Origin of the sequence: Streptomyces sp. NPDC048636 (assembly GCF_040650655.1) — a bacterium.
Lineage (GTDB): Bacteria > Actinomycetota > Actinomycetes > Streptomycetales > Streptomycetaceae > Streptomyces.
Genome location: NZ_JBEZHR010000002.1, coordinates 960958 through 979066, shown reverse-complemented (window position 1 = coordinate 979066; position 18109 = coordinate 960958). Strand labels below are relative to the sequence as shown.

The 18109-nt window shown below is 71.1% G+C and carries 17 protein-coding genes; 11 read left to right on the top strand and 6 right to left on the bottom strand.

The window, feature by feature from the left end; genetic code table 11:
• The first annotated feature begins 429 nt into the window (after nt 1-429).
• From ectA to thpD, 4 genes are all read left to right on the top strand, one after another.
• The gene (gene ectA, locus AB0C66_RS10215; RefSeq protein ID WP_362435339.1) at nt 430-972 is read left to right on the top strand and encodes a diaminobutyrate acetyltransferase; all 543 of its coding nucleotides are present in this window, start codon (nt 430-432) and stop codon (nt 970-972) included.
• A 140-nt stretch (nt 973-1112) separates the two neighbouring features.
• Nucleotides 1113-2378 (top strand): diaminobutyrate--2-oxoglutarate transaminase, encoded by a 1266-nt coding sequence (gene ectB, locus AB0C66_RS10210; RefSeq protein WP_362435336.1) that lies wholly within the window; start codon nt 1113-1115, stop codon nt 2376-2378.
• 47 nt (nt 2379-2425) lie between these two features.
• Nucleotides 2426-2830 (top strand): ectoine synthase, encoded by a 405-nt coding sequence (locus tag AB0C66_RS10205; RefSeq protein WP_362435333.1) that lies wholly within the window; start codon nt 2426-2428, stop codon nt 2828-2830.
• Between the two features lie 4 nt (nt 2831-2834).
• Nucleotides 2835-3722 carry an ectoine hydroxylase gene (gene thpD / locus AB0C66_RS10200; protein ID WP_362435330.1) on the top strand — a complete coding sequence of 296 codons (888 nt, stop codon included), beginning with the start codon at nt 2835-2837 and terminating at the stop codon, nt 3720-3722.
• Between the two features lie 133 nt (nt 3723-3855).
• Here the strand turns inward: thpD and AB0C66_RS10195 are convergent, their stop codons facing one another.
• Nucleotides 3856-4902, bottom strand: coding sequence for an aminotransferase class V-fold PLP-dependent enzyme (locus AB0C66_RS10195; protein ID WP_362435327.1), 1047 nt, complete (start codon nt 4900-4902; stop codon nt 3856-3858).
• Nucleotides 4903-5038: 136 nt separating this feature from the next.
• On the bottom strand, nt 5039-6604 hold the full coding sequence (locus AB0C66_RS10190) for an aldehyde dehydrogenase (NADP(+)) (RefSeq protein WP_362435324.1): 1566 nt from the start codon (nt 6602-6604) through the stop codon (nt 5039-5041).
• A gap of 131 nt (nt 6605-6735) precedes the next feature.
• Between AB0C66_RS10190 and AB0C66_RS10185 the strand changes: the two genes are divergently transcribed.
• The 4 genes from AB0C66_RS10185 to AB0C66_RS10170 all read left to right on the top strand — a co-directional run bounded on the left by AB0C66_RS10185 (nt 6736) and on the right by AB0C66_RS10170 (nt 10574).
• Nucleotides 6736-7536 carry an IclR family transcriptional regulator gene (locus AB0C66_RS10185; RefSeq protein ID WP_362435322.1) on the top strand — a complete coding sequence of 267 codons (801 nt, stop codon included), beginning with the start codon at nt 6736-6738 and terminating at the stop codon, nt 7534-7536.
• A gap of 21 nt (nt 7537-7557) precedes the next feature.
• Complete coding sequence (locus AB0C66_RS10180; RefSeq protein WP_362435319.1) at nt 7558-8844, top strand: histidine kinase; 1287 nt, start codon at nt 7558-7560, stop codon at nt 8842-8844.
• On the top strand, nt 8841-9530 hold the full coding sequence (locus AB0C66_RS10175; RefSeq protein WP_362435317.1) for a response regulator transcription factor: 690 nt from the start codon (nt 8841-8843) through the stop codon (nt 9528-9530). The genes AB0C66_RS10180 and AB0C66_RS10175 overlap by 4 nt, the downstream gene beginning before the upstream one ends.
• A 63-nt stretch (nt 9531-9593) precedes the next feature.
• Complete coding sequence (locus AB0C66_RS10170) at nt 9594-10574, top strand: aldo/keto reductase (RefSeq protein ID WP_362435315.1); 981 nt, start codon at nt 9594-9596, stop codon at nt 10572-10574.
• Between the two features lie 10 nt (nt 10575-10584).
• Here the strand turns inward: AB0C66_RS10170 and AB0C66_RS10165 are convergent, their stop codons facing one another.
• Nucleotides 10585-11805, bottom strand: coding sequence for a right-handed parallel beta-helix repeat-containing protein (locus tag AB0C66_RS10165; protein ID WP_362435312.1), 1221 nt, complete (start codon nt 11803-11805; stop codon nt 10585-10587).
• Nucleotides 11806-12041: 236 nt separating this feature from the next.
• Nucleotides 12042-12839: a polysaccharide deacetylase family protein gene (locus AB0C66_RS10160; RefSeq protein ID WP_362435309.1), complete on the bottom strand. Its 798-nt coding sequence runs from the start codon at nt 12837-12839 to the stop codon at nt 12042-12044.
• A gap of 345 nt (nt 12840-13184) precedes the next feature.
• On the opposite strand from AB0C66_RS10160, the gene AB0C66_RS10155 reads away from it, so the two are divergent.
• Nucleotides 13185-14000, top strand: a complete 816-nt coding sequence (locus AB0C66_RS10155) for an NAD(P)-dependent oxidoreductase (protein ID WP_362435307.1) — start codon at nt 13185-13187, stop codon at nt 13998-14000.
• On the opposite strand, the gene AB0C66_RS10150 is transcribed toward AB0C66_RS10155, so the two are convergent.
• The gene (locus AB0C66_RS10150) at nt 13997-14611 is read right to left on the bottom strand and encodes a helix-turn-helix domain-containing protein (RefSeq protein WP_362435305.1); all 615 of its coding nucleotides are present in this window, start codon (nt 14609-14611) and stop codon (nt 13997-13999) included. The genes AB0C66_RS10155 and AB0C66_RS10150 overlap by 4 nt on opposite strands.
• A gap of 111 nt (nt 14612-14722) precedes the next feature.
• Here AB0C66_RS10150 and AB0C66_RS10145 point away from each other — a divergent pair, with 111 nt between their 5' ends.
• Both AB0C66_RS10145 and AB0C66_RS10140 read left to right on the top strand, forming a co-directional pair.
• Nucleotides 14723-15634, top strand: a complete 912-nt coding sequence (locus AB0C66_RS10145; RefSeq protein ID WP_362435303.1) for a DMT family transporter — start codon at nt 14723-14725, stop codon at nt 15632-15634.
• Between the two features lie 130 nt (nt 15635-15764).
• Nucleotides 15765-17009 (top strand): TerD family protein, encoded by a 1245-nt coding sequence (locus AB0C66_RS10140; RefSeq protein WP_362435647.1) that lies wholly within the window; start codon nt 15765-15767, stop codon nt 17007-17009.
• Here the strand turns inward: AB0C66_RS10140 and AB0C66_RS10135 are convergent.
• A complete protein-coding gene (locus AB0C66_RS10135; protein WP_362435302.1) occupies nt 16962-18047 on the bottom strand; it encodes an LLM class flavin-dependent oxidoreductase in 1086 nt (361 codons plus the stop codon). The two genes, AB0C66_RS10140 and AB0C66_RS10135, sit on opposite strands and share 48 nt — an antisense overlap.
• Nucleotides 18048-18109: the final 62 nt, after the last annotated feature.

Sequence of the window (18109 nt, the reverse complement as noted above, 5' to 3'; positions counted from 1 at the left end):
GGACCGGAGAGGGCCATCGCCCCGCCATCGCCCCGATTACCCCGGATGTTCCTCGGGGCCCTTCGGCAACTTCGCTGTGCGTTCCCCCGGACTTCTCCGGAGATGATTGAATTCAGGGTCGCCAAAAGATAAATTGGTGGCACTTTCCAAGTGCAGCTTCCCACAATCGTCTGCCCGCTCTCCCGGACCTTAAACCCAGATTTTTCCCACGTCCCGGAGCCCAGAATTCACACCCGTCACGCGCGGGTTACGCAGATGTGACAGACTCCACACGCGAGGCGATTCCTCCCACTAACTCCCGTACAAACCAAGGCTTTTCGGCGATCCGCCGCGCGTACGCACGTGCCCGCGTGATAACACAGCAGACCCCCTCCACGTAACCCCTCCCCACGATGCATTTTCCGATTCTGCTGGGTAAATTTAATTTGCATGACCGCCGCACAAGCAGACCTAGCCCGTAGCGAATTGGATTTGCCGGAGGGACTGACCCTCGACACACCGCGCGTCGAGGACGGAGCCGCGATCTGGCGAATCGCCCGCGACTCCAAGACCCTGGACCTCAACTCCTCCTACAGCTACCTCCTGTGGTGCCGTGACTTCGCAGCCACCTCCGTGGTGGCCCGCGACGCCGCGGGCGGACCGGTCGCCTTCATCACCGGCTACATCCGCCCCGAGCGCCCCGAGACGCTCGTCGTCTGGCAGGTAGCCGTCGACGACGCCTTCCGCGGCCGCGGACTGGCCGCCACCCTGCTCGACGGGCTGACCCAGCGCGTCGCCGGGATGGGGGTCCGTGGCATCGAGACCACGATCACCCCGGACAACACCGCCTCGAACCGGCTGTTCACCTCGTTCGCCGAACGGCACGGTGCGCCGGTGGAGCGCGAGGTCCTCTTCCACGGTGACCTGTTCCCCGACGGAGGACACGAGCCCGAGGTGCTGTACCGCATCGGCCCGCTCGCGGACCGGCCCTGATCCGGTCCCGGCGATCCGGATCACCGGCGATCCGGCCCCGCCCTGCCGCGGCCCCTGACCGCGGCTCCGAGAACTCGCTCCATCCCACCCATCACCCCTCCTCACCCCCCCTCGTAACACTCATCTCCCAGGAGAATGCTGTGACCATCACCCCGCCCGCCCTGAGCGTCTTCGAGGCCCTGGAGTCCGAGGTGCGCAGCTACTGCCGTGGCTGGCCCGCCGTCTTCGACCGCGCCCAGGGCAGCCACATGTACGACGAGGACGGCCACACCTACCTCGACTTCTTCGCCGGTGCCGGGTCGCTCAACTACGGCCACAACAACCCGGTGCTGAAACGCGCACTGATCGACTACATCGAGCGCGACGGTGTGACGCATGGGCTCGACATGTCCACCACCGCCAAGCGCGCGTTCCTGGAGTCGTTCCAGAACAACATCCTTCGCCCGCGCGACCTGCCGTACAAGGTCATGTTCCCGGGCCCGACGGGCACCAACGCCGTCGAGTCCGCGCTGAAACTGGCCCGTAAGGTCAAGGGCCGCGAGGCGATCGTCTCCTTCACCAACGCCTTCCACGGCATGTCGCTGGGCTCGCTGGCCGTCACCGGTAACGCCTTCAAGCGCGCCGGTGCCGGTATCCCGCTGGTCCACGGCACCCCGATGCCGTTCGACAACTACTTCGACGGCACCGTGCCGGACTTCCTGTGGTTCGAGCGGCTGCTCGAGGACCAGGGCTCCGGTCTCAACAAGCCCGCCGCCGTGATCGTCGAGACGGTCCAGGGCGAGGGCGGTATCAACGTCGCGCGTGCCGAGTGGCTGCGCGCCCTGGCCGAGCTGTGCGAGCGCCAGGACATGCTGCTGATCGTCGACGACATCCAGATGGGCTGCGGCCGCACCGGTGCCTTCTTCTCCTTCGAGGAGGCGGGCATCACCCCGGACATCGTGACCGTCTCGAAGTCCATCAGCGGCTACGGCCTGCCGATGTCGCTCTGCCTGTTCAAGCCCGAGCTGGACATCTGGGAGCCGGGCGAGCACAACGGCACCTTCCGCGGCAACAACCCGGCGTTCGTCACCGCCGCCGCGACCCTGGACACCTACTGGTCCGACGGCCAGATGGAGAAGCAGACGCTGGCCCGCGGCGAGCAGGTCGAGCAGGCGCTGGCCGCCATCTGCGACGAGGAGCAGTCCGGGGCCCACTTCCGCGGCCGCGGTCTGGTCTGGGGCCTGGAGTTCGAGGACAAGGACCGCGCCACCGCCATCTGCCGCCGCGCGTTCGAGCTCGGACTGCTCGTGGAGAGCTCGGGCCCCGAGAGCGAGGTCGTCAAGCTGCTGCCCGCGCTGACCATCTCGCCCGAGGAGCTGGACGAGGGGCTGCGGACCCTCGCCCGCGCGGTCCGCGAGACCGCTTGACCCTTCCGTAAGGCACCACAGAGAACAGAGAAAGGCAGCAACTCACCGTGATCGTCCGATCCTTCAAGGACATCGAGGGCACCGAACGCCACATCAAGTCGAAGAGTGGCACCTGGGAGAGCAAGCGCATCGTGCTGGCCAGGGAGAAGGTCGGCTTCTCCCTGCACGAGACCGTGCTCTACGCGGGCACCGAGACCTCCATGTGGTACGCCAACCACATCGAGGCCGTGCTCTGTGTCGAGGGCGAGGCGGAGCTCACCAACGACGAGACCGGCGAGAAGCACTGGATCACTCCCGGCACCATGTACCTGCTGAACGGCCATGAGAAGCACACGCTGCGGCCCAAGACCGACTTCCGCTGCGTCTGTGTCTTCAACCCCCCGATCACCGGACGGGAGGACCATGATGAGAACGGCGTATACCCGCTGATCACAGAGGACGAGGAGGTCTGATCTGATGACCACGGTCACTGACCTGTATCCGACCCGAGGAGCAACCGAGGTGGCCACACCCCGGGTGGACCCGGTGGTGTGGTCCGAGCCCGGCGCCCCGGGGCCGATCCCGGAGTCCGAGCTCAGCGACTTCGATCGCGACGGCTTTCTGGCGATCGAGCAGCTGATCACTCCGGATGAGGTCGCGGTCTACCGGAACGAACTGAACCGGCTGATCAACGACCCGGAGGTGCGTGCCGACGACCGCTCGATCATCGAGCCGAAGTCGCAGGCCGTGCGGTCGGTGTTCGAGGTTCACCGGATCAGTGAGGTCTTCGCGAACCTGGTGCGTGACGAGCGTGTGGTGGGCCGGGCCCGCCAGATCCTGGGCTCGGACGTGTACGTCCACCAGAGCCGGATCAACGTCAAGCCGGGTTTCGGGGCCTCGGGCTTCTACTGGCACTCGGACTTCGAGACCTGGCACGCCGAGGACGGCCTGCCGAATATGCGGACCGTGTCGGTCTCCATCGCGCTGACGGAGAACTTCGACACCAACGGCGGGCTGATGATCATGCCCGGGTCGCATCGCACCTTCCTCGGCTGTGCGGGTTCGACTCCGAAGGACAACTACAAGAAGTCGCTCCAGATGCAGGATGCGGGCATTCCGACGGACGAGGCGCTGACCGCGTTCGCGGACAAGCACGGCATCAAGCTGTTCACCGGTAAGGCCGGGTCGGCCACCTGGTTCGACTGCAACTGTATGCACGGCTCGGGCGACAACATCACGCCCTACTCGCGCAGCAATGTCTTCATCGTGTTCAACAGCGTGGAGAACACCGCGGTGGAGCCGTTCGCGGCGCCGGTGCCGCGGCCGGACTACATCGGTGCGCGGGACTTCACCCCGGTGCGGTGAGACCGTCCGGTCAGCCCTGAGCTGACCCGCGCCTGAGCCTGAGGGGAGCCGGGATGTCCCGGCTCCCCTCAGGCTTGTGCGGACTGGTCAGGCTCTGTGTGTACGGGCCGTGTGTACGGGCCGTCCGGTGGGCTCAGCCCGCCAGCACCTCCAGCAGCCGGTCCACCTCGGCCGCCGTGTTGTACAGGTGGAACGAGGCGCGCAGGTTCCCGGCCCGCGCCGAGACATGGACCCCCCGCTCGGCCAGCCGGGTCGCCGCGTTCCCGAGCCCCGGCACCGAGACGATCGCCGACCCCGGGGCGGCCACCGGGGTGTGGCCGAGCTCGATGACCCCGGCGCGGAAGCGGTCGGCGAGCGCGCGGTCATGGGCGGCGATGGCCCCGATGCCCAGCTCCTCGACCAGCGCCAGGGAGTGCCGGGCGGCCACATAGGAGAACAGGCTGGGGCTCTCGTCGAAGCGGCGGGCGGAGTGGGCCAGTTCGGCCACCGGCCCGTAGCAGCTGTCCCAGGGCTCCTCGCCCGCGACCCAGCCCGCGAAGACCGGGGTGATTCCGCCCAGGTCCGCGGGCACGGTCAGGAAGGCGACGCCGCGCGGGCACAGCAGCCATTTGAAGCCGACGGACACGGTGAAGTCGGCCTCGGCGGCCTTGACCGCCAGCCACCCGGCGGCCTGGCTGGTGTCCACCAGGGTGCGGGCGCCGTGGGCGCGGGCCGCCGCGCGGATGGCGTCGAGGTCGGCGATCCGGCCGTCCGCCGACTGGGTGGCGCTGACCGCGACCAGCGCGGTGCCGGGCCGTACGGCGTCCGCGATCTCCTCCAGCGGCACGGTGCGCAGCTTGAGGTCACGGCGGACGGCGAAGGGGTTGACCAGGGAGCTGAAGTCGCCGTCGGCGACGAGGACTTCGGCGCCGGAGGGCAGTGAGGCGGCGATCATGCCGACGAAGACGGCGACCGAGCCGCCGGTGGCGACCCGGCTCGCCGGTACCCCGACGATCCGGGCGTAGGCGGTGCGGGTCCCCTCGACGGCCTCGAAGGCCGCCTCGGCGGCGAGGCTCCCGGCCGTCGCGTCGTCGAGGGCCGCCTTCATGGCGGTTACGGAGCGTGCGGGGATCAGACCCATGGACGCGGTGTTGAGGTACGTCGTCTGTGGCGCGAATTCCGCGCCTGCCAGGCTCTCCATGTCGATCCACTATGGTTCGGCCGCACCCCCGCGTCCATTGCCAGATTATGACGCATGCCTTCAAGCGATCCTTATGCATCCCCTCTGACCTGCGACTTTCCCCCGAGGCTCCATGACGCGGGGGCGGAAACCGGTATCAGCCGGTCGGGTCGCCGCTCTCCTCGCCGCGGCGACCCCGCTCCCGGACGCCGTCGACCCGGCGGGGCAGCCCCAGCGGGTTGTCCTCACGCAGCTCCGGCGGCAGCAGGGCGGCCGGGGTGTCCTGGTAGGTGACCGGCCGCAGCCAACGCTCCACGGCGGTGCCGCCGACGGACGTGGAGGTGGAGGTGGTCGCCGGGTAGGGGCCGCCATGGTGCTGGGCGGGGGCGACGGCGACACCGGTCGGCCAGCCGTTGACCAGGACCCGGCCGGCGAGCGGGGTCAGCTCGGCGAGGAGGGCGGCGGCCCGGCCGCCTTCGTCCTCGGCCTCGGCGGCGGAGATCTGGACGGTGGCGGTGAGGTTGCCCTGGAGCCGGGCGAGGACGGCGGTGATGTCGGCGTCGCCGTCGTAGCGGGCGACCACGGTCACCGGGCCGAAGCACTCCTCCAGCAGCATGTCGTGCGGCCCCTCCTCGGCGAGCAGCCGGGCGGGCACGGTCAGGAAGCCCGCGCTGACCGTGTGCTCACCGCCCGCGCCCGGGGTGACCGGGGCCTTCACCTCGGGCAGCTCGGAGCGCTCGAGGATCCCGGCGAGGAAGGCGTCGCGCATCCGGTGGTCGAGCAGCACCCCGGGGTCGGTGTTGCTGACCGCGGCGGTGAGGGCGGTGACCAGCCGGTCGCCGGTCTCCCCCGCGGGCGCCAGGACAAAGCCGGGCTTAGTGCAGAACTGGCCGACGCCCAGGGTCATCGAGCCCGCGAGGCCCGCGCCGATCTGCTCGGCCCGCTCGGCGGCCGCGGCCTCGGTGACCACCACCGGGTTGAGACTGCCCAGTTCGCCGTGGAAGGGGATCGGCACCGGCCGGGCCGCCGCGGCGTCGAAGAGGGCGCGGCCGCCCCGGATCGAACCGGTGAACCCCGCGGCGGCGACCAGCGGATGGCGGACGAGGTCCAGACCCGCGTCGAAACCGTGCACCACGGCGATCACTTCGCTGGGCAGGCCGACCCGCTCGGCGGCGCGGCGCAGCGTGGCGGCGGCCAGTTCGGAGGTGGCGGGGTGGTCGGGGTGGGCCTTGATGACCACGGGGCAGCCCGCGGCCAGGGCGCTGGCGGTGTCGCCGCCGGGTACGGAGAAGGCGAGCGGGAAGTTGCTGGCGGCGTAGACGGCGACGACGCCCAGCGGGACCTTGTGGCGGCGCAGATCGGGCCAGGGCGGGGTCTGCCCGGGATCGGCGTGATCGATCCGGATGTCGAGGAAGCCGCCCTCGTCCACCACGTCCGCGAAGGACCGCAGTTGGTAGGTGGTGCGGGCGAGTTCACCGGTGAGCCGGGCCGGGCCGAGCGCGGTCTCCGCGTCGGCGGCCTCGACCAGCACATCGCGGGCGGAGTCGAGCAGGTCGGCCGCGGTGCGCAGCAGGGCGGCGCGCACCGTACGGTCCGCGAGGGCGCCACGGGCCGCGTGGGCGGCCGATACGACCCGGTCCACCTCGTCCGCGGTGGCCTCGTCGGCCACCTGTTCCCGCTGCTTTCCGGTTCGGGGGTCGACGCTCCACACTGGTGCTGACACCGCGGATTCCTCCTGCTGTGTATCCACTGCTTGCGTCTCGCATCTCGACCGCTGTTCGATACGCTGAACGCTGTCCCGGATGGTGAATTCCCCCGGGACTCTATGGCTGGCCGAACAGGGGGGTCAAGGCGATGTCTGCTGCCGCACCGGGCGGAGCTGCCGGGCCGGGCGCGGGCCAGGTCTCGGGCCAGGTCAAGTCCGCGGTGCGCACGGTCGAGCTGCTGGAGTACTTCGCCGGACGACCCGGTATGCACAGCCTGGCAGCGGTCCAGGAGGCGGTGGGCTACCCCAAGTCGAGCCTGTACATGCTGTTGCGCACGCTGGTCGAGCTGGGCTGGGTGGAGACCGACGCCACCGGCACCCGCTACGGCATCGGGGTGCGCGCGCTGCTCGTCGGCACCTCCTATATCGACGGTGACGAGGTGGTGGCCGCGGCCCGTCCCACGCTGGACCGGCTCGCCGACGACACCACCGAGACCATCCATCTCGCCCGGCTCGACGGCACCAACGTGGTCTATCTCGCCACCCGTCAGTCACAGCACTACCTGCGCCCGTTCACCCGTGTCGGCCGTCGGCTGCCGGCCCACTCCACCGCGCTGGGCAAGGCGCTGCTGGCCACCTTCTCCGACGCGCAGGTGCGGGCGATGCTGCCGGAGGCGCTGCCCGCGGTCACCGAGAACACCATCGGCGACCGTGAGCGGCTCATCGAGGAGCTGCACACCGTCCGCGCACAGGGCTTCGCGGTGGACCGCGAGGAGAACACCCTGGGTCTGCGCTGCTTCGGCGTCGCGATCCCCTACCGCACCCCGGCGCGGGACGCGATCAGCTGCTCGGTGCCGGTCGCCCGGCTGACCGCCGCCCATGAGCGGATGATCAAGGACGCGCTGTTCGACGCCCGCGACCGGCTCACCCTCGCCACCCGCCGTCTGTAACCCTCCGCGTACGCTGTACGAATGACCGGCGCGTGGTGGGGGCGGGCGGCACATACGGCACTCGGGCGGCGCGCCCTGCTGCGCTGGGTTCATCTGGTGCTCGGCGGCGCCCTGTTGATGCCGTACTTCCTGCTGACCACGGTGATCCTGTCCGCGCTGGTCCCGGGGTTCCGTCCGTTCAGTTCGCTGGGCTGGCAGCTCGTCACCTTCGTCGCCGCGCTGCCGCCGGCCGCCGTCACCGCGCTCTTCCCGCTGGTGCGGCCGCTGGAGGCGACGGCGGCCCGCTCGCTGTGCGGACTGCCCGCCTCCGCCGAACTCGCCACCGGGCCCGCCGCCTCCTGGGACGCGCGCAGCCGCGCCGCGCTCTGGTACACCCTGCATCTGGCGGTCGGCGGGGTGGTCAGCGGGGTGACGCTGTCCCTGCCGCCCGGTGCGGTGGTGCTGCTGTCGCTGCCGTTCACCGATGTCTCCCACGCCCGGGAGATGGACTGGCCGGAGTTCAGCGGGGCCCGTACCGTGGGCGCGCCGATCGCCGCGCTGCTGCTGCTGGCCCTGGTGGTGGCGGTCGCGGTGGGCGCCGGGGCGCTGCTGGCCCGCTGCGCGCCCGCGCTGCTCGGCCCGGTCCCGGCCGAGCGGCTCGCCGCCGCGGAGGAGCGGGCGGCCCGGCTGGCTTCCCGTAACCGCCTCGCCCGGGAGCTCCATGACGCGGTCGGCCACGCCCTCAGCGCGGTGACCCTCCAGGCGGGCGCCGCGCGTAAGGTGCTCCACGCCGACCCGGAGTTCGCCCGGCAGGCGCTGGCCGCCATCGAGGAGACCAGCCGGGGCGCGGTCGGTGAACTCGACACCGTGCTCGGGCTGTTGCGGGAAGGCGACGAAGACACCGGCCGCGGCGGCGGTACGGCCGCCGCCCCCGCCCCCACCCTCGCCGATCTGGACGGACTGCTGGACCGCACCCGCGCCGCGGGCGTCACGGTCGAGCTGACGGCCCCCGGTCCGCTCGGCGCGGTGCCGCCGGTGGTCTCCCGCGAGGCGTACCGGATCGTGCAGGAGGGCCTGAGCAACGCGCTGCGCCATGCGGGGCCGGTGCCGGTGCGGCTGCGCATCGGCGAGGACGGACGACGGAAGGAGCTGGAGATCAGCATGGAGAACCCGGTGGGCGGCACCGCCCGGGGTCGGCGCACCGGCGGCGGCCGGGGGTTGCGCGGGATCGCCGAACGGACGGCCCTGCTGCGCGGGGTCTGCGACTGGGGACCGGCCGGTGAGGTCTGGCGGCTGACGGTCCGGCTCCCGCTGGAGGTCTCCCGGTGACCACTCCCCCGGCTCCCCCTTCCACCCTGCGGGTGCTGCTCGCCGACGACGAGCGGATGGTGCGCACCGCGCTGCGCGCGATCGTGTCCAGCGAACCGGACCTGGAGGTGGTGGGCGAGGCGGGCAGCGGCGCCGAGGCCGTGTCGCTGACCGGCCGACTGCGGCCGGACGTGGTGCTGATGGACGTCCGGATGCCCGACGGGGACGGTATCCGGGCCACCGAGGAGATCCTGCGCACCGTCGCGGACCCGCCCCGCGTCATCGTGGTGACCACCTTCGAGAACGACAGCTATGTGTACGACGCGCTGCGCGCCGGAGCCAGCGCGTTCCTGCTCAAGCGGTCCCGCGCGGAGGAACTGGTGGAGGCCGTACGGCTGGTGGCGCGGAGCGATTCGCTGCTCTTCCCGGCGGCGGTCCGGGCGCTGGCCGCCGAACACGCCGCCACCCGCGCGGACCCCTCCGGTGAGAGAGCGCGTCAGCTCCGCGACCGGCTCTCCGAGCGGGAGGCCGCGGTGCTGCGGCTGATCACCCGCGGGCTGACCAACGCCGAGATCGCCGAGCGGCTCGCGGTGGGCCCGGCCACGGTCAAGACGCATGTGGCGTCGGTCCTCGCCAAGTTGGGCGTCCGCGACCGCACCCAGGCGGTGATCGCGGCGTACGAGTGCGGGTTCGTCACTCCCGGCTGACATCCGGCCCCGGTGGTGGTGTGCTGAGGGCTCAGGGGCGAGGACGGCGAGAGGGGAAGCGAGATGGAGTACGCGCGGCTGGGCACCTCGGGTGTCAAGGTGTCCCGGATCTGCCTGGGCATGATGAGCTACGGCAGCCCCGAACACCGCCCGTGGCAGCTCGACATCGACGCGGCGCGGCCGATCGTACGCCGGGCGGTGGAGCGCGGGGTGACCTTCTTCGACACCGCCGATATGTACGCCATGGGCCGCAGCGAGGAGATCACCGGCGAGCTGCTGCGCGAACTGTTCCCCCGCCGCGAGGACTATGTGCTCGCCACCAAGGTGTACTCCCCGATGGGCCCAGGCCCCAACGACCGGGGGCTGTCGCGCAAGCACATCATGGCGGGCGTCGACAGCTCGCTGCGGCGGCTGGGCACCGACCATGTGGATCTCTACCAGATCCACCGCTTCGACCCGGAGACGCCGGTCGAGGAGACCATGGAGGCGCTGCACGATGTGGTGCGGGCGGGGAAGGCGCGGTACATCGGGGCGTCCTCGATGTACGCGTGGCAGTTCGCCACGATGCAGCACACGGCGGCCTCGTACGGCTGGACCCGGTTCGTCTCGATGCAGAACCACTACAACCTGCTGTACCGGGAGGAGGAGCGGGAGATGAACCCGCTCTGCGCGCATCAGGGGGTGGGGGTCATCCCCTGGAGCCCGCTGGCGCGCGGTCTGCTCGCGGGCAACCGCGACCGCGACCGCTCCGGCCCCACCACCCGCGCGCGGAACGACGCGCTGGTCGAGAAGTGGTACGCGGACGCCGAGTTCGCCATCGTGGACGCGACCCGCGAGGTGGCCGCCGAGCGCGGGGTGGCCCCCGCACAAATCGCCCTGGCCTGGCTGCTGGGCAGGTCCGCGGTGACGGCGCCGGTCGTGGGCGCGACGAAGACCGCGCATCTGGACGACGCGGTGGCGGCGGTGGAGCTGGAGCTCGACGAGAGCGAGGTGGCCCGGCTGGAGGAGCCCTACCGGCCGCGCCCCATCATGGGCCACCGCTGATCCGCGGCGGTCACTTCATCGGCGAGCCGAGCGGCGTGCTGTCCATCACCACCAGGAAGCTGGTGACGGGCAGCGAGCCGTCCTGCCGACGGGAGCCGTAGGCCGTGGTGGGGTCGGTGGTGACGAAGGGCGGCGAAGGCCGCGCGCCCGGCGTCCAGTTGTCGCCCTCGGAGACCGCGAACCGCCCCATGTCGGCCTTGGCCCCGCCGTTGGAGACGGACAGGTTGGACCGCAGCCGGGCGTGGGTGCCGTCGAGGTCGAAGCCCTTGCGCGCGTTGCCGAAGGCGGTGCTGCGCTGGATACGGAGGTCGCCCGTATTGCCACCGGCGGCGAAGCCGCTCTTGCTGTTGCTCCAGGCGGCCGAGGACCGTACGACATGGGCGGGCGAGGGTGCGGCGACCCGGTCGGCACCGAGCTGGAAACCGCTGCCGTCGCCCGTGAAGCCGGGGATCCGCCAGCGGTTCTCGCCGTTTCCGTACGCCCAGGAGTGCTCGATGGTGACGGGGCTGGCCCACATCCACAGGTCCACGCCGTCGTCGCTGTTGTGGTAGAGCCGGGAGCCGGTGATCACATTGCCGGTGCCGGAGCCATGGGTGAGGGCTATGCCATCGGCTCGCTGTCCGCCGGTGGCGGCGTCGTGGTTACCGGAGGAGTCCAGGTTCCGGATGACGTTGTCGGTGGTGCCCGCGCCGCGCAGGGTCAGCCCGGTGTCGCCGTTGTCCCGGGTGGTGAGGCTGTGGAAGACGTCCTGGGAGCAGGAGGTGCACACCAGCCCGCCGCCGGGGGCGTTGCGCAGTTCGAGGCCGGAGACGGTCCAGTAGTCACCGCTGAGGGCGACGAGGGCGGAGCCGGTGCGGAGCCGGGAGCCGTCGATCCGGACCTTCTCGCCGTCGTAGGGCCGCAGTTCGACCCGCTCGCGCTTGGTGCCGTCGACCGAGCTGCGCAGGGTGCGGGCCGGGTAGTAGGTGCCACGGCGCACCTCGATGGTGGTGCCCGCCTCGGCCACCGAGAACGCCTTCTCCAGCGTCCGGAAGGGCGAGGCGAGGGTACCCGCCTTGCTGTCACTGCCACTTGGGGCGACATAGACGGTGCTGGGCACGGCCTGGGCGCCGTCCGGGGAGGCCGTCAGGTACACCCCCGCCACAGCCGATGCCACGATGACCGCGCTGCCGAGCGGCAGCGTGCGGTCCTTGCGGCGGCGGTGGCGGCCCCGCTTGCGCCTCACCCTCATGGCAACTCCTGTTCTGCGTCGAGAGAACGGACCGGGGGATCAGGACCGGCCGTTCCGTGCCGTAGTTGCCGCCAGTCCAGATTAGGTCGCCGCCGTCTCGAGGATCCTTAGATTACGAAAATGAACCACCCCAGCGATAGGGTCCGGCAATTCTTGATCATTTTGTGGCCGATCCTGTTCGTCGCGCAGGGCTGAGGGCGCGCGGACCTCAGCGCGCGAAACTCAGGGCGCGGACCTCAGGGCTTGTAGACCTTGCCCGGCTCCGCCACGGCCGGAGCCAGCAGCTGCCCCACGGTCACCACCGTGTAGCCCCGCTCCTTCAGCTCCTTGAGGATCCCCGGCACCGCCGGGACCGTGCCCTTGTAGATGTCGTGCAGCAGGATGACGCCGTCGCGTTCCGTCTGGTCGAGGACCCGCTCCTTGATCAGCGCGGAGTCATTGGTCTGGTAGTCCTTCGCGGTGACGCTCCAGAGCACCTGCGCCACCCCCAGCTCCCGGCTGATCTTCGAGACCCGCTCATCGGTGCGGCCCTGCGGCGGACGCATCAGCAGTGGGGTGCGGCCGGTCAGCTTCTTCACGGCCTTCTGCACCCGGTTGATCTCCGAACGCACCTCGTCGTCGTCGGAGTCGGTCAGGATCTTGTGCGACCAGGTGTGGTTGGCCAGTTCATGCCCCTCGTCGGCGATCCGCCGCACCAGGTCGGGGTGTTTCTCGATGTGGTTCTTACCGAGCATGAAGAACGTCGCGTGCGCCTTGTTCTTCTTCAGGATCTCCAGCAGCCGCGGGGTGTTCTCACTGGGGCCGGCGTCGAAGGTCAGGGCGACACACTTGGCCTTGGAGCAGTCGACGGGCTTCGTACCGTCCGCCGTGTCGAGCGTCGTGTTCTTCGCGTCCGCCTTCGCCTGCTGGTCCTCCGCCGCCTGCTCCCTGGCGCTGCGCGGCGCGGTCGTGTCATAGGAGGCGCCACAGCCACTGAGGCCCAGCGCCAGGGTTACGGCCGTCGCCAGCATGGATATGCGGCCTATTCGCCTCATGAAGTCCCCCGCTTGATGAAGTTATGCACCGTATGCCGGTTTTACTGCGCCTCGATCGTCCGGCGACCAAAAGGGGCATAGGTGCGCCAAAGTGGTCGGCGCCTCATCAACCGACGCCGAGGGGCGCCTCATTGACGGGGCACCCAGGCACTCTACACCGGGTGTATACATCACATGTATAGGGATTCACCTGGGACGGGTCCACATCACCAGTCGCCCGTCCTGACCAGTGAGACGACATGGCCCCGGCCAAGGTTGCTCGGCGGTCACACCTTTGGACACACGGCGCGCGACGGCGAGACTGAGACCGACCGGGATACCGCACACTCACGAGAGGCTCCGCCCATGCCCGCTCCCCGCACCGTCCTCCTCACCGGCGCCGCCGGAGGGATGGGCACCTGGATGCGCGAACTCCTCCCGCGGTACGGCTACGAGCTGCGGCTACTGGACCTCGCCCCCGTCGAGGGCGCGCCGCACGCCATCACCGCCGACCTGGCGGACAGGGACACGCTGCGCGAGGCCGTACGGGGCGTGGACGCGATCGTCCACCTCGCGGGCATCTCGGTGGAATCGACCTTCGAGAAGATACTGCGCGCCAACATCGAGGGAACTCACCACCTTTACGAGGCGGCGCGGGAGGCGGGCGTCCGCCGCGTGGTCTTCGCCTCCAGCAACCACGCGGTGGGCTTCACCCCGCGCCCCGCCGCCGACGGCGATCCGGCGATCCCCGTCGGGACCCGGCACCGGCCCGACACCTTCTACGGGCTGTCGAAGGCGTTCGGCGAGGACCTGGGCTCGTACTACTGGGACAAGTACGGCATCGAGACGGTCGCCATCCGCATCGGCTCCTGCGATCCGGAACCGCCGACGGTACGCGCGCTGTCGACATGGCTGAGCCCGGCCGACGCCGCCCGGCTGCTGCACGCCGCGCTGAGCGCGGAGGACGTCGGCTTCCGGGTGGTCTACGGCAGCTCCGCCAACACCCGCCTGTGGTGGGACCTCAGCTCCGCGCGCGAGCTGGGGTACGAGCCCCGGGACGACGCGGAGGTGTACGCGGAGAAGCTGATCGCGGAACAGGGCGAGCTGGTGCCGGGCGATCCCGACACCGACCGGCTCGGTGGGGTCTTCTGCACCAACCCGCCTCTGTGGGACCGCTTCTAGCCGTCGGCCGTCAGCCGTCGGCCCTCAGCCGTCCGGCGCCGGCCCGTCACGGCCCCGGCGCGCTCCAGGGCGGCCACGGCCATCCGGCGTGAGACGGCGACCGGGTCGGCGAGGGCCGACAGGCCGTTGAGCACGGTGGCGCCCTCATGGAGCAGCAGGAGTTCATCGGCCAGTTCACCGGCGTCCGACGCGCCCGCCTCCTCGCACAGCCGCCGCAGATAGCCGCGTAGCCACCGCTTCTGGTCGGCGATCACGGCACGCGCCGGATGGTCCGCGTCCGGCAGCTCCGCGGCGGCGTTGACGAAGCCGCAGCCGCGCGGGTTCTCACGGCGCATCCAGTCGGCCAGGGCGTCGAAGGTGGCGAGGACGCGGTCCCGCGGGGGCGCCGCGTCGACCTGGGCGGTGAGCCAGGCGCGCCAGCGTGCGTCGCGTTCGCGCAGGTAGGCGGAGATCAGCGCCTCCTTGGAGCCGAAGCGTTCATAGAGCGTCTTCTTGGTGACTCCGGCGTGCTTGGCGATCAGGTCCACGCCGACGGCGTTGATCCCGTGTCCGTAGAAGAGCTCGGCGGCCGAGTCGAGGACGCGGCGGGCGGCGGGCGTGAGCGCTTCCATGACGTGGTTCGCCTCCCGGGATGGACTGGGTAAACCGATCTGTTTAGTCTAGTACGGAGAGGAGTAAACAGATCGGTATACCCGATCCCGTCGGGGAAGCGAGGACAGCCCATGCCCGGCAGCGCGATCACCTCCCTCGGCCTTGTGGTGATGTGGAGTTCCGGCTTCATCGGGGCGGAGCTCGGGACCCGGCAGGCCACCGCGGACACGCTGCTGATGTGGCGGTTCATCGCCGCGACCGCGGTGCTGGGCGGGGCCTGGCTGCTGCTGCGGCGGCGCAGGCTTGCGCCGCGGGCGGTCGCCGAGCAGGCCGTGATCGGCGCTCTGTCGCAGGGCGGCTATCTGGGCGGGATCGTCTGGGCGGTCGGGCTCGGGGTGCCGGGCGGGACGGCGGCCCTGATCGCCGCGTTGCAGCCGCTGGCGGCGGGAGCGCTGGCCGGGCGGCTGCTGGGCGAGCGGGTGGCGCCGCGGCAGTGGGCGGGGCTGGCGATCGGCCTGGCCGGGGTGGCGCTGGTGGTCCGGGACGACCTGGGCGCGGGCGCGGCGCCGGGATGGGCGTACGGGCTGCCGTTCGCGGCGATGGCGGCGCTGCTGGCGGCCAGCTTCCTGGAGCGCCGGGCGCGGGCGCCGCTGGCCCCGGTGGACGCCGTACCGCTGCACTGCGTCACCAGCGCCCTGCTGTTCGCGGGGGTGGCGGCGGTGGGCGGGCACGCCGGGCCCCCGGCGGGCGGGGCGTTCTGGGCGGCGGTGGCGTGGACCGTACTGCTCTCCACGGTGGGCGGCTACGGCTTCTACTGGCTGAGCCTGCGGCGCGACGGGGTCACCCGGACGAGCGCGCTGATCTACCTCACCCCACCGACCACGGCGGTGTGGGCGTACGTCATGTTCGGTGACGCGCCGGGCGCCCTGGCACTGGCCGGGATGGCGGTGAGCGTGGTGGGCGTCGCGGCGGCCGCGACCGGCGGACGGCACGAGCGGAACGCGGTGGAGCCCGCCGAGGCCGTCGCCTGCGAAAGGCGCTGACGCCGCCCCTCGGGTGCGCCGGTCCACAGGGGCTCCGCCGGGGGAGAACGGGCGCACAACCGATGCACAGGAACCGGGCAGGTCAAGGAACCGTAAAGCGGGGAAGTTCGTTATCCCGGTCATGACCGCAATGACTCCCGGCTCGAACCTCCCCCTTTCCGTCGCCCGTGTGGCGGTGGACGTCACCGCCCCCGTGCGGCTCGACGTGTCGGGCCTGCTGCTCACCGCCAACGGCAAGGTGCGCTCCGACGACGACTTCGTCTTCTACAACCAGCCGTCCGGCCCCGGGGTGACCCACCGCGCGGGCGCGGGCGGCGCGGGCGACACCATCACCGTCGACACCGCCGCCGTCCCCGCCGATATCGAGAAGATCGTGGTGACCGCGAGCCTGGACCAGCCGGGCGCGACCTTCTCGGGCACCGAGCCCACCGCCACCGTGCGCGGCGCCGACGACGGTGCCGTGATCGCCTCCTTCACCCCGCCCCGGCTCGGCACCGAGACCGCGCTCGTGGTGGTCGAGGTCTACCGGCGCAACGGCGCGTGGAAGGTCCGCGCGGTGGGCCAGGGTTATGCCGACGGGCTGGCGGGGATCGCCACCGACTTCGGCGTCTCGGTCGAGGAGCCCGCCGCACCCGCCGCGGCCCCCGCACCCGCCGCGCCCGTCGCGCCGCCGGTGCAGGCGCCGCCGCCGTCCGGGCCGCCCGCCGGGTTCGGCGCCCCGCCGCCGCCCATGCCGAGCGCCGCACCGCCCGCTCCCCCGGCCGCCGCGCCCGCCGCCGCTGCCGCTCCCTCCGGCGGCAAGATCAATCTGGACAAGGGGCGGGTCAGCCTCCAGAAGAACCAGACCGTCTCGCTGGTCAAGGGCGGCCGTCCGCTGCTCACCTCGGTGAAGATGGGCCTCGGCTGGGAGCCCGCCTTCCGCAGCAAGGACATCGACCTCGACGCGTCCGTCATCGCCTTCGGCGTCGACCGCAAGAAGATCGACGCCTGCTTCTTCGGCAAGCTGGCCATCCTCAACGGCGCGATCCAGCACTCCGGTGACAACCTCACGGGTGAGGGCGGTGGTGACGACGAGACCATCACCGTGCACCTGGGCGGGCTGCCGCCGGAGGTCACCGGCCTGGTCTTCACGGTCAACTCCTACTCCGGGCAGAGGTTCACCGATGTGGCGAAGGCGTACTGCCGTCTGGTCGACGCGCAGACCGGGGACGAGCTGGTCCGCTTCGACATCACCTCCGCCGAGCCGCGCACGGGCGTGATGATGGCGAAGTTGATCAAGCAGTTCTCGGGTGAGTGGGAGATGACCGCGATGGGTGAGTACGTGGACTCACGCACCGTGCGCGGCATGGTCAAGCCCGCCGCGAAGTCCCTCTGAGACCGTCCCCGGAGCGGGCGTCGCCGTCATTCCGGCCAGCCGGGCCAGTCGCCGGTAGGAGTCGAGCAGCGCCTCGCGGTCATGGGTGCTGGTGGTGACCAGCACCTCGTCGGCGCCGCTGCGCTCGATCAACGTATCGAGCGCGGCGGCGACTTCGTCCTCGGTGCCGTGGAGCTGACCGCCCAGGCCCCGTTCGTAGAAGCCGCGCTCCTTGTCGTTCATCGCCAGTGCCTCGATGGCGTCGGGCGGGGTGAGCGGTGGGAAGACACCGTGGATACGGGAGTAGGCCATCGCCCAGGCTTCGGGGATCAGCAGTCTGCGGGCCTCCTCCGCCGTATCGGCGACCGCGACATTGCCCGAGACGATCACGTAGGGCTCGGCCGACCACACCGAGGGGCGGAAGCCGGTCCGATAGCGCTCGATCGCGCGCAGCATGGTGTCCTCGCCGCGGAGCTCGCCGATCACCAGGGAGAGTCCGGCCGCCGCGGCGATATCCGCCCCGGCGCCGGTGGCCAGGACGAACGCCGGGATCGTCAGCCCCTCGGCGGGGTGGGCATGGACCTCGGGGTGGGCGCGCTGGTCCCCGGTGAAGTAGCCGAGCAGCTCCGCGAGCCGGTCGCCGAAGTCATCGGCGGCGTCCTTGTCGGCGCCCAGGGCGCGGCGTATCCCGTCGGTGAAGCCGACGGAGCGGCCCAGGCCCATATCGATCCGCCCGGGGTAGAGGGATTCCAGCACCCCGAACTGCTCCGCCACCACCAGCGGACGGTGGTTCGGCAGCATCACCCCGCCGGTGCCCACCCGGATCCGGGTGGTGGCCCCGGCCACGGCCGCCGCCAGGACGGTCGGCGCCGAACCGGCCACACCGGGCACGCTGTGGTGCTCCGAGACCCAGAAGCGGTGGTATCCGAGGGCTTCGGCCTGCTCCGCGAACCGCACGGTGTCGCGCAGTTCGCGCGAGCGGTCCCGCCCCTGGCGGGTGCGGGAGCGGTCGAGGACGGAGAAGCGGGTGCTGCGGACGCGGTCGGAGCTCACTCCCATCTCAACGCGAACGGGGCCGGGAGATTCCCGGCCCCGCTGCCCTCAGGTGCCTCTCAGGTGTC

Excerpts from the sequence above, each read along its gene's own strand:
- AB0C66_RS10185 (WP_362435322.1), top strand. The coding sequence starts at position 6,736 with ATGTCTGCTGCCGCACCGGGCGGAGCTGCCGGGCCGGGCGCGGGCCAG.
- AB0C66_RS10135 (WP_362435302.1), bottom strand. The coding sequence starts at position 18,047 with ATGGGAGTGAGCTCCGACCGCGTCCGCAGCACCCGCTTCTCCGTCCTC.
- thpD (WP_362435330.1), top strand. The coding sequence starts at position 2,835 with ATGACCACGGTCACTGACCTGTATCCGACCCGAGGAGCAACCGAGGTG.
- AB0C66_RS10145 (WP_362435303.1), top strand. The coding sequence starts at position 14,723 with ATGCCCGGCAGCGCGATCACCTCCCTCGGCCTTGTGGTGATGTGGAGT.
- AB0C66_RS10195 (WP_362435327.1), bottom strand. The coding sequence starts at position 4,902 with ATGGAGAGCCTGGCAGGCGCGGAATTCGCGCCACAGACGACGTACCTC.
- AB0C66_RS10170 (WP_362435315.1), top strand. The coding sequence starts at position 9,594 with ATGGAGTACGCGCGGCTGGGCACCTCGGGTGTCAAGGTGTCCCGGATC.
- AB0C66_RS10155 (WP_362435307.1), top strand. The coding sequence starts at position 13,185 with ATGCCCGCTCCCCGCACCGTCCTCCTCACCGGCGCCGCCGGAGGGATG.
- ectA (WP_362435339.1), top strand. The coding sequence starts at position 430 with ATGACCGCCGCACAAGCAGACCTAGCCCGTAGCGAATTGGATTTGCCG.
- AB0C66_RS10180 (WP_362435319.1), top strand. The coding sequence starts at position 7,558 with ATGACCGGCGCGTGGTGGGGGCGGGCGGCACATACGGCACTCGGGCGG.
- AB0C66_RS10165 (WP_362435312.1), bottom strand. The coding sequence starts at position 11,805 with ATGAGGGTGAGGCGCAAGCGGGGCCGCCACCGCCGCCGCAAGGACCGC.
- AB0C66_RS10150 (WP_362435305.1), bottom strand. The coding sequence starts at position 14,611 with ATGGAAGCGCTCACGCCCGCCGCCCGCCGCGTCCTCGACTCGGCCGCC.
- AB0C66_RS10140 (WP_362435647.1), top strand. The coding sequence starts at position 15,765 with ATGACTCCCGGCTCGAACCTCCCCCTTTCCGTCGCCCGTGTGGCGGTG.
- AB0C66_RS10160 (WP_362435309.1), bottom strand. The coding sequence starts at position 12,839 with ATGAGGCGAATAGGCCGCATATCCATGCTGGCGACGGCCGTAACCCTG.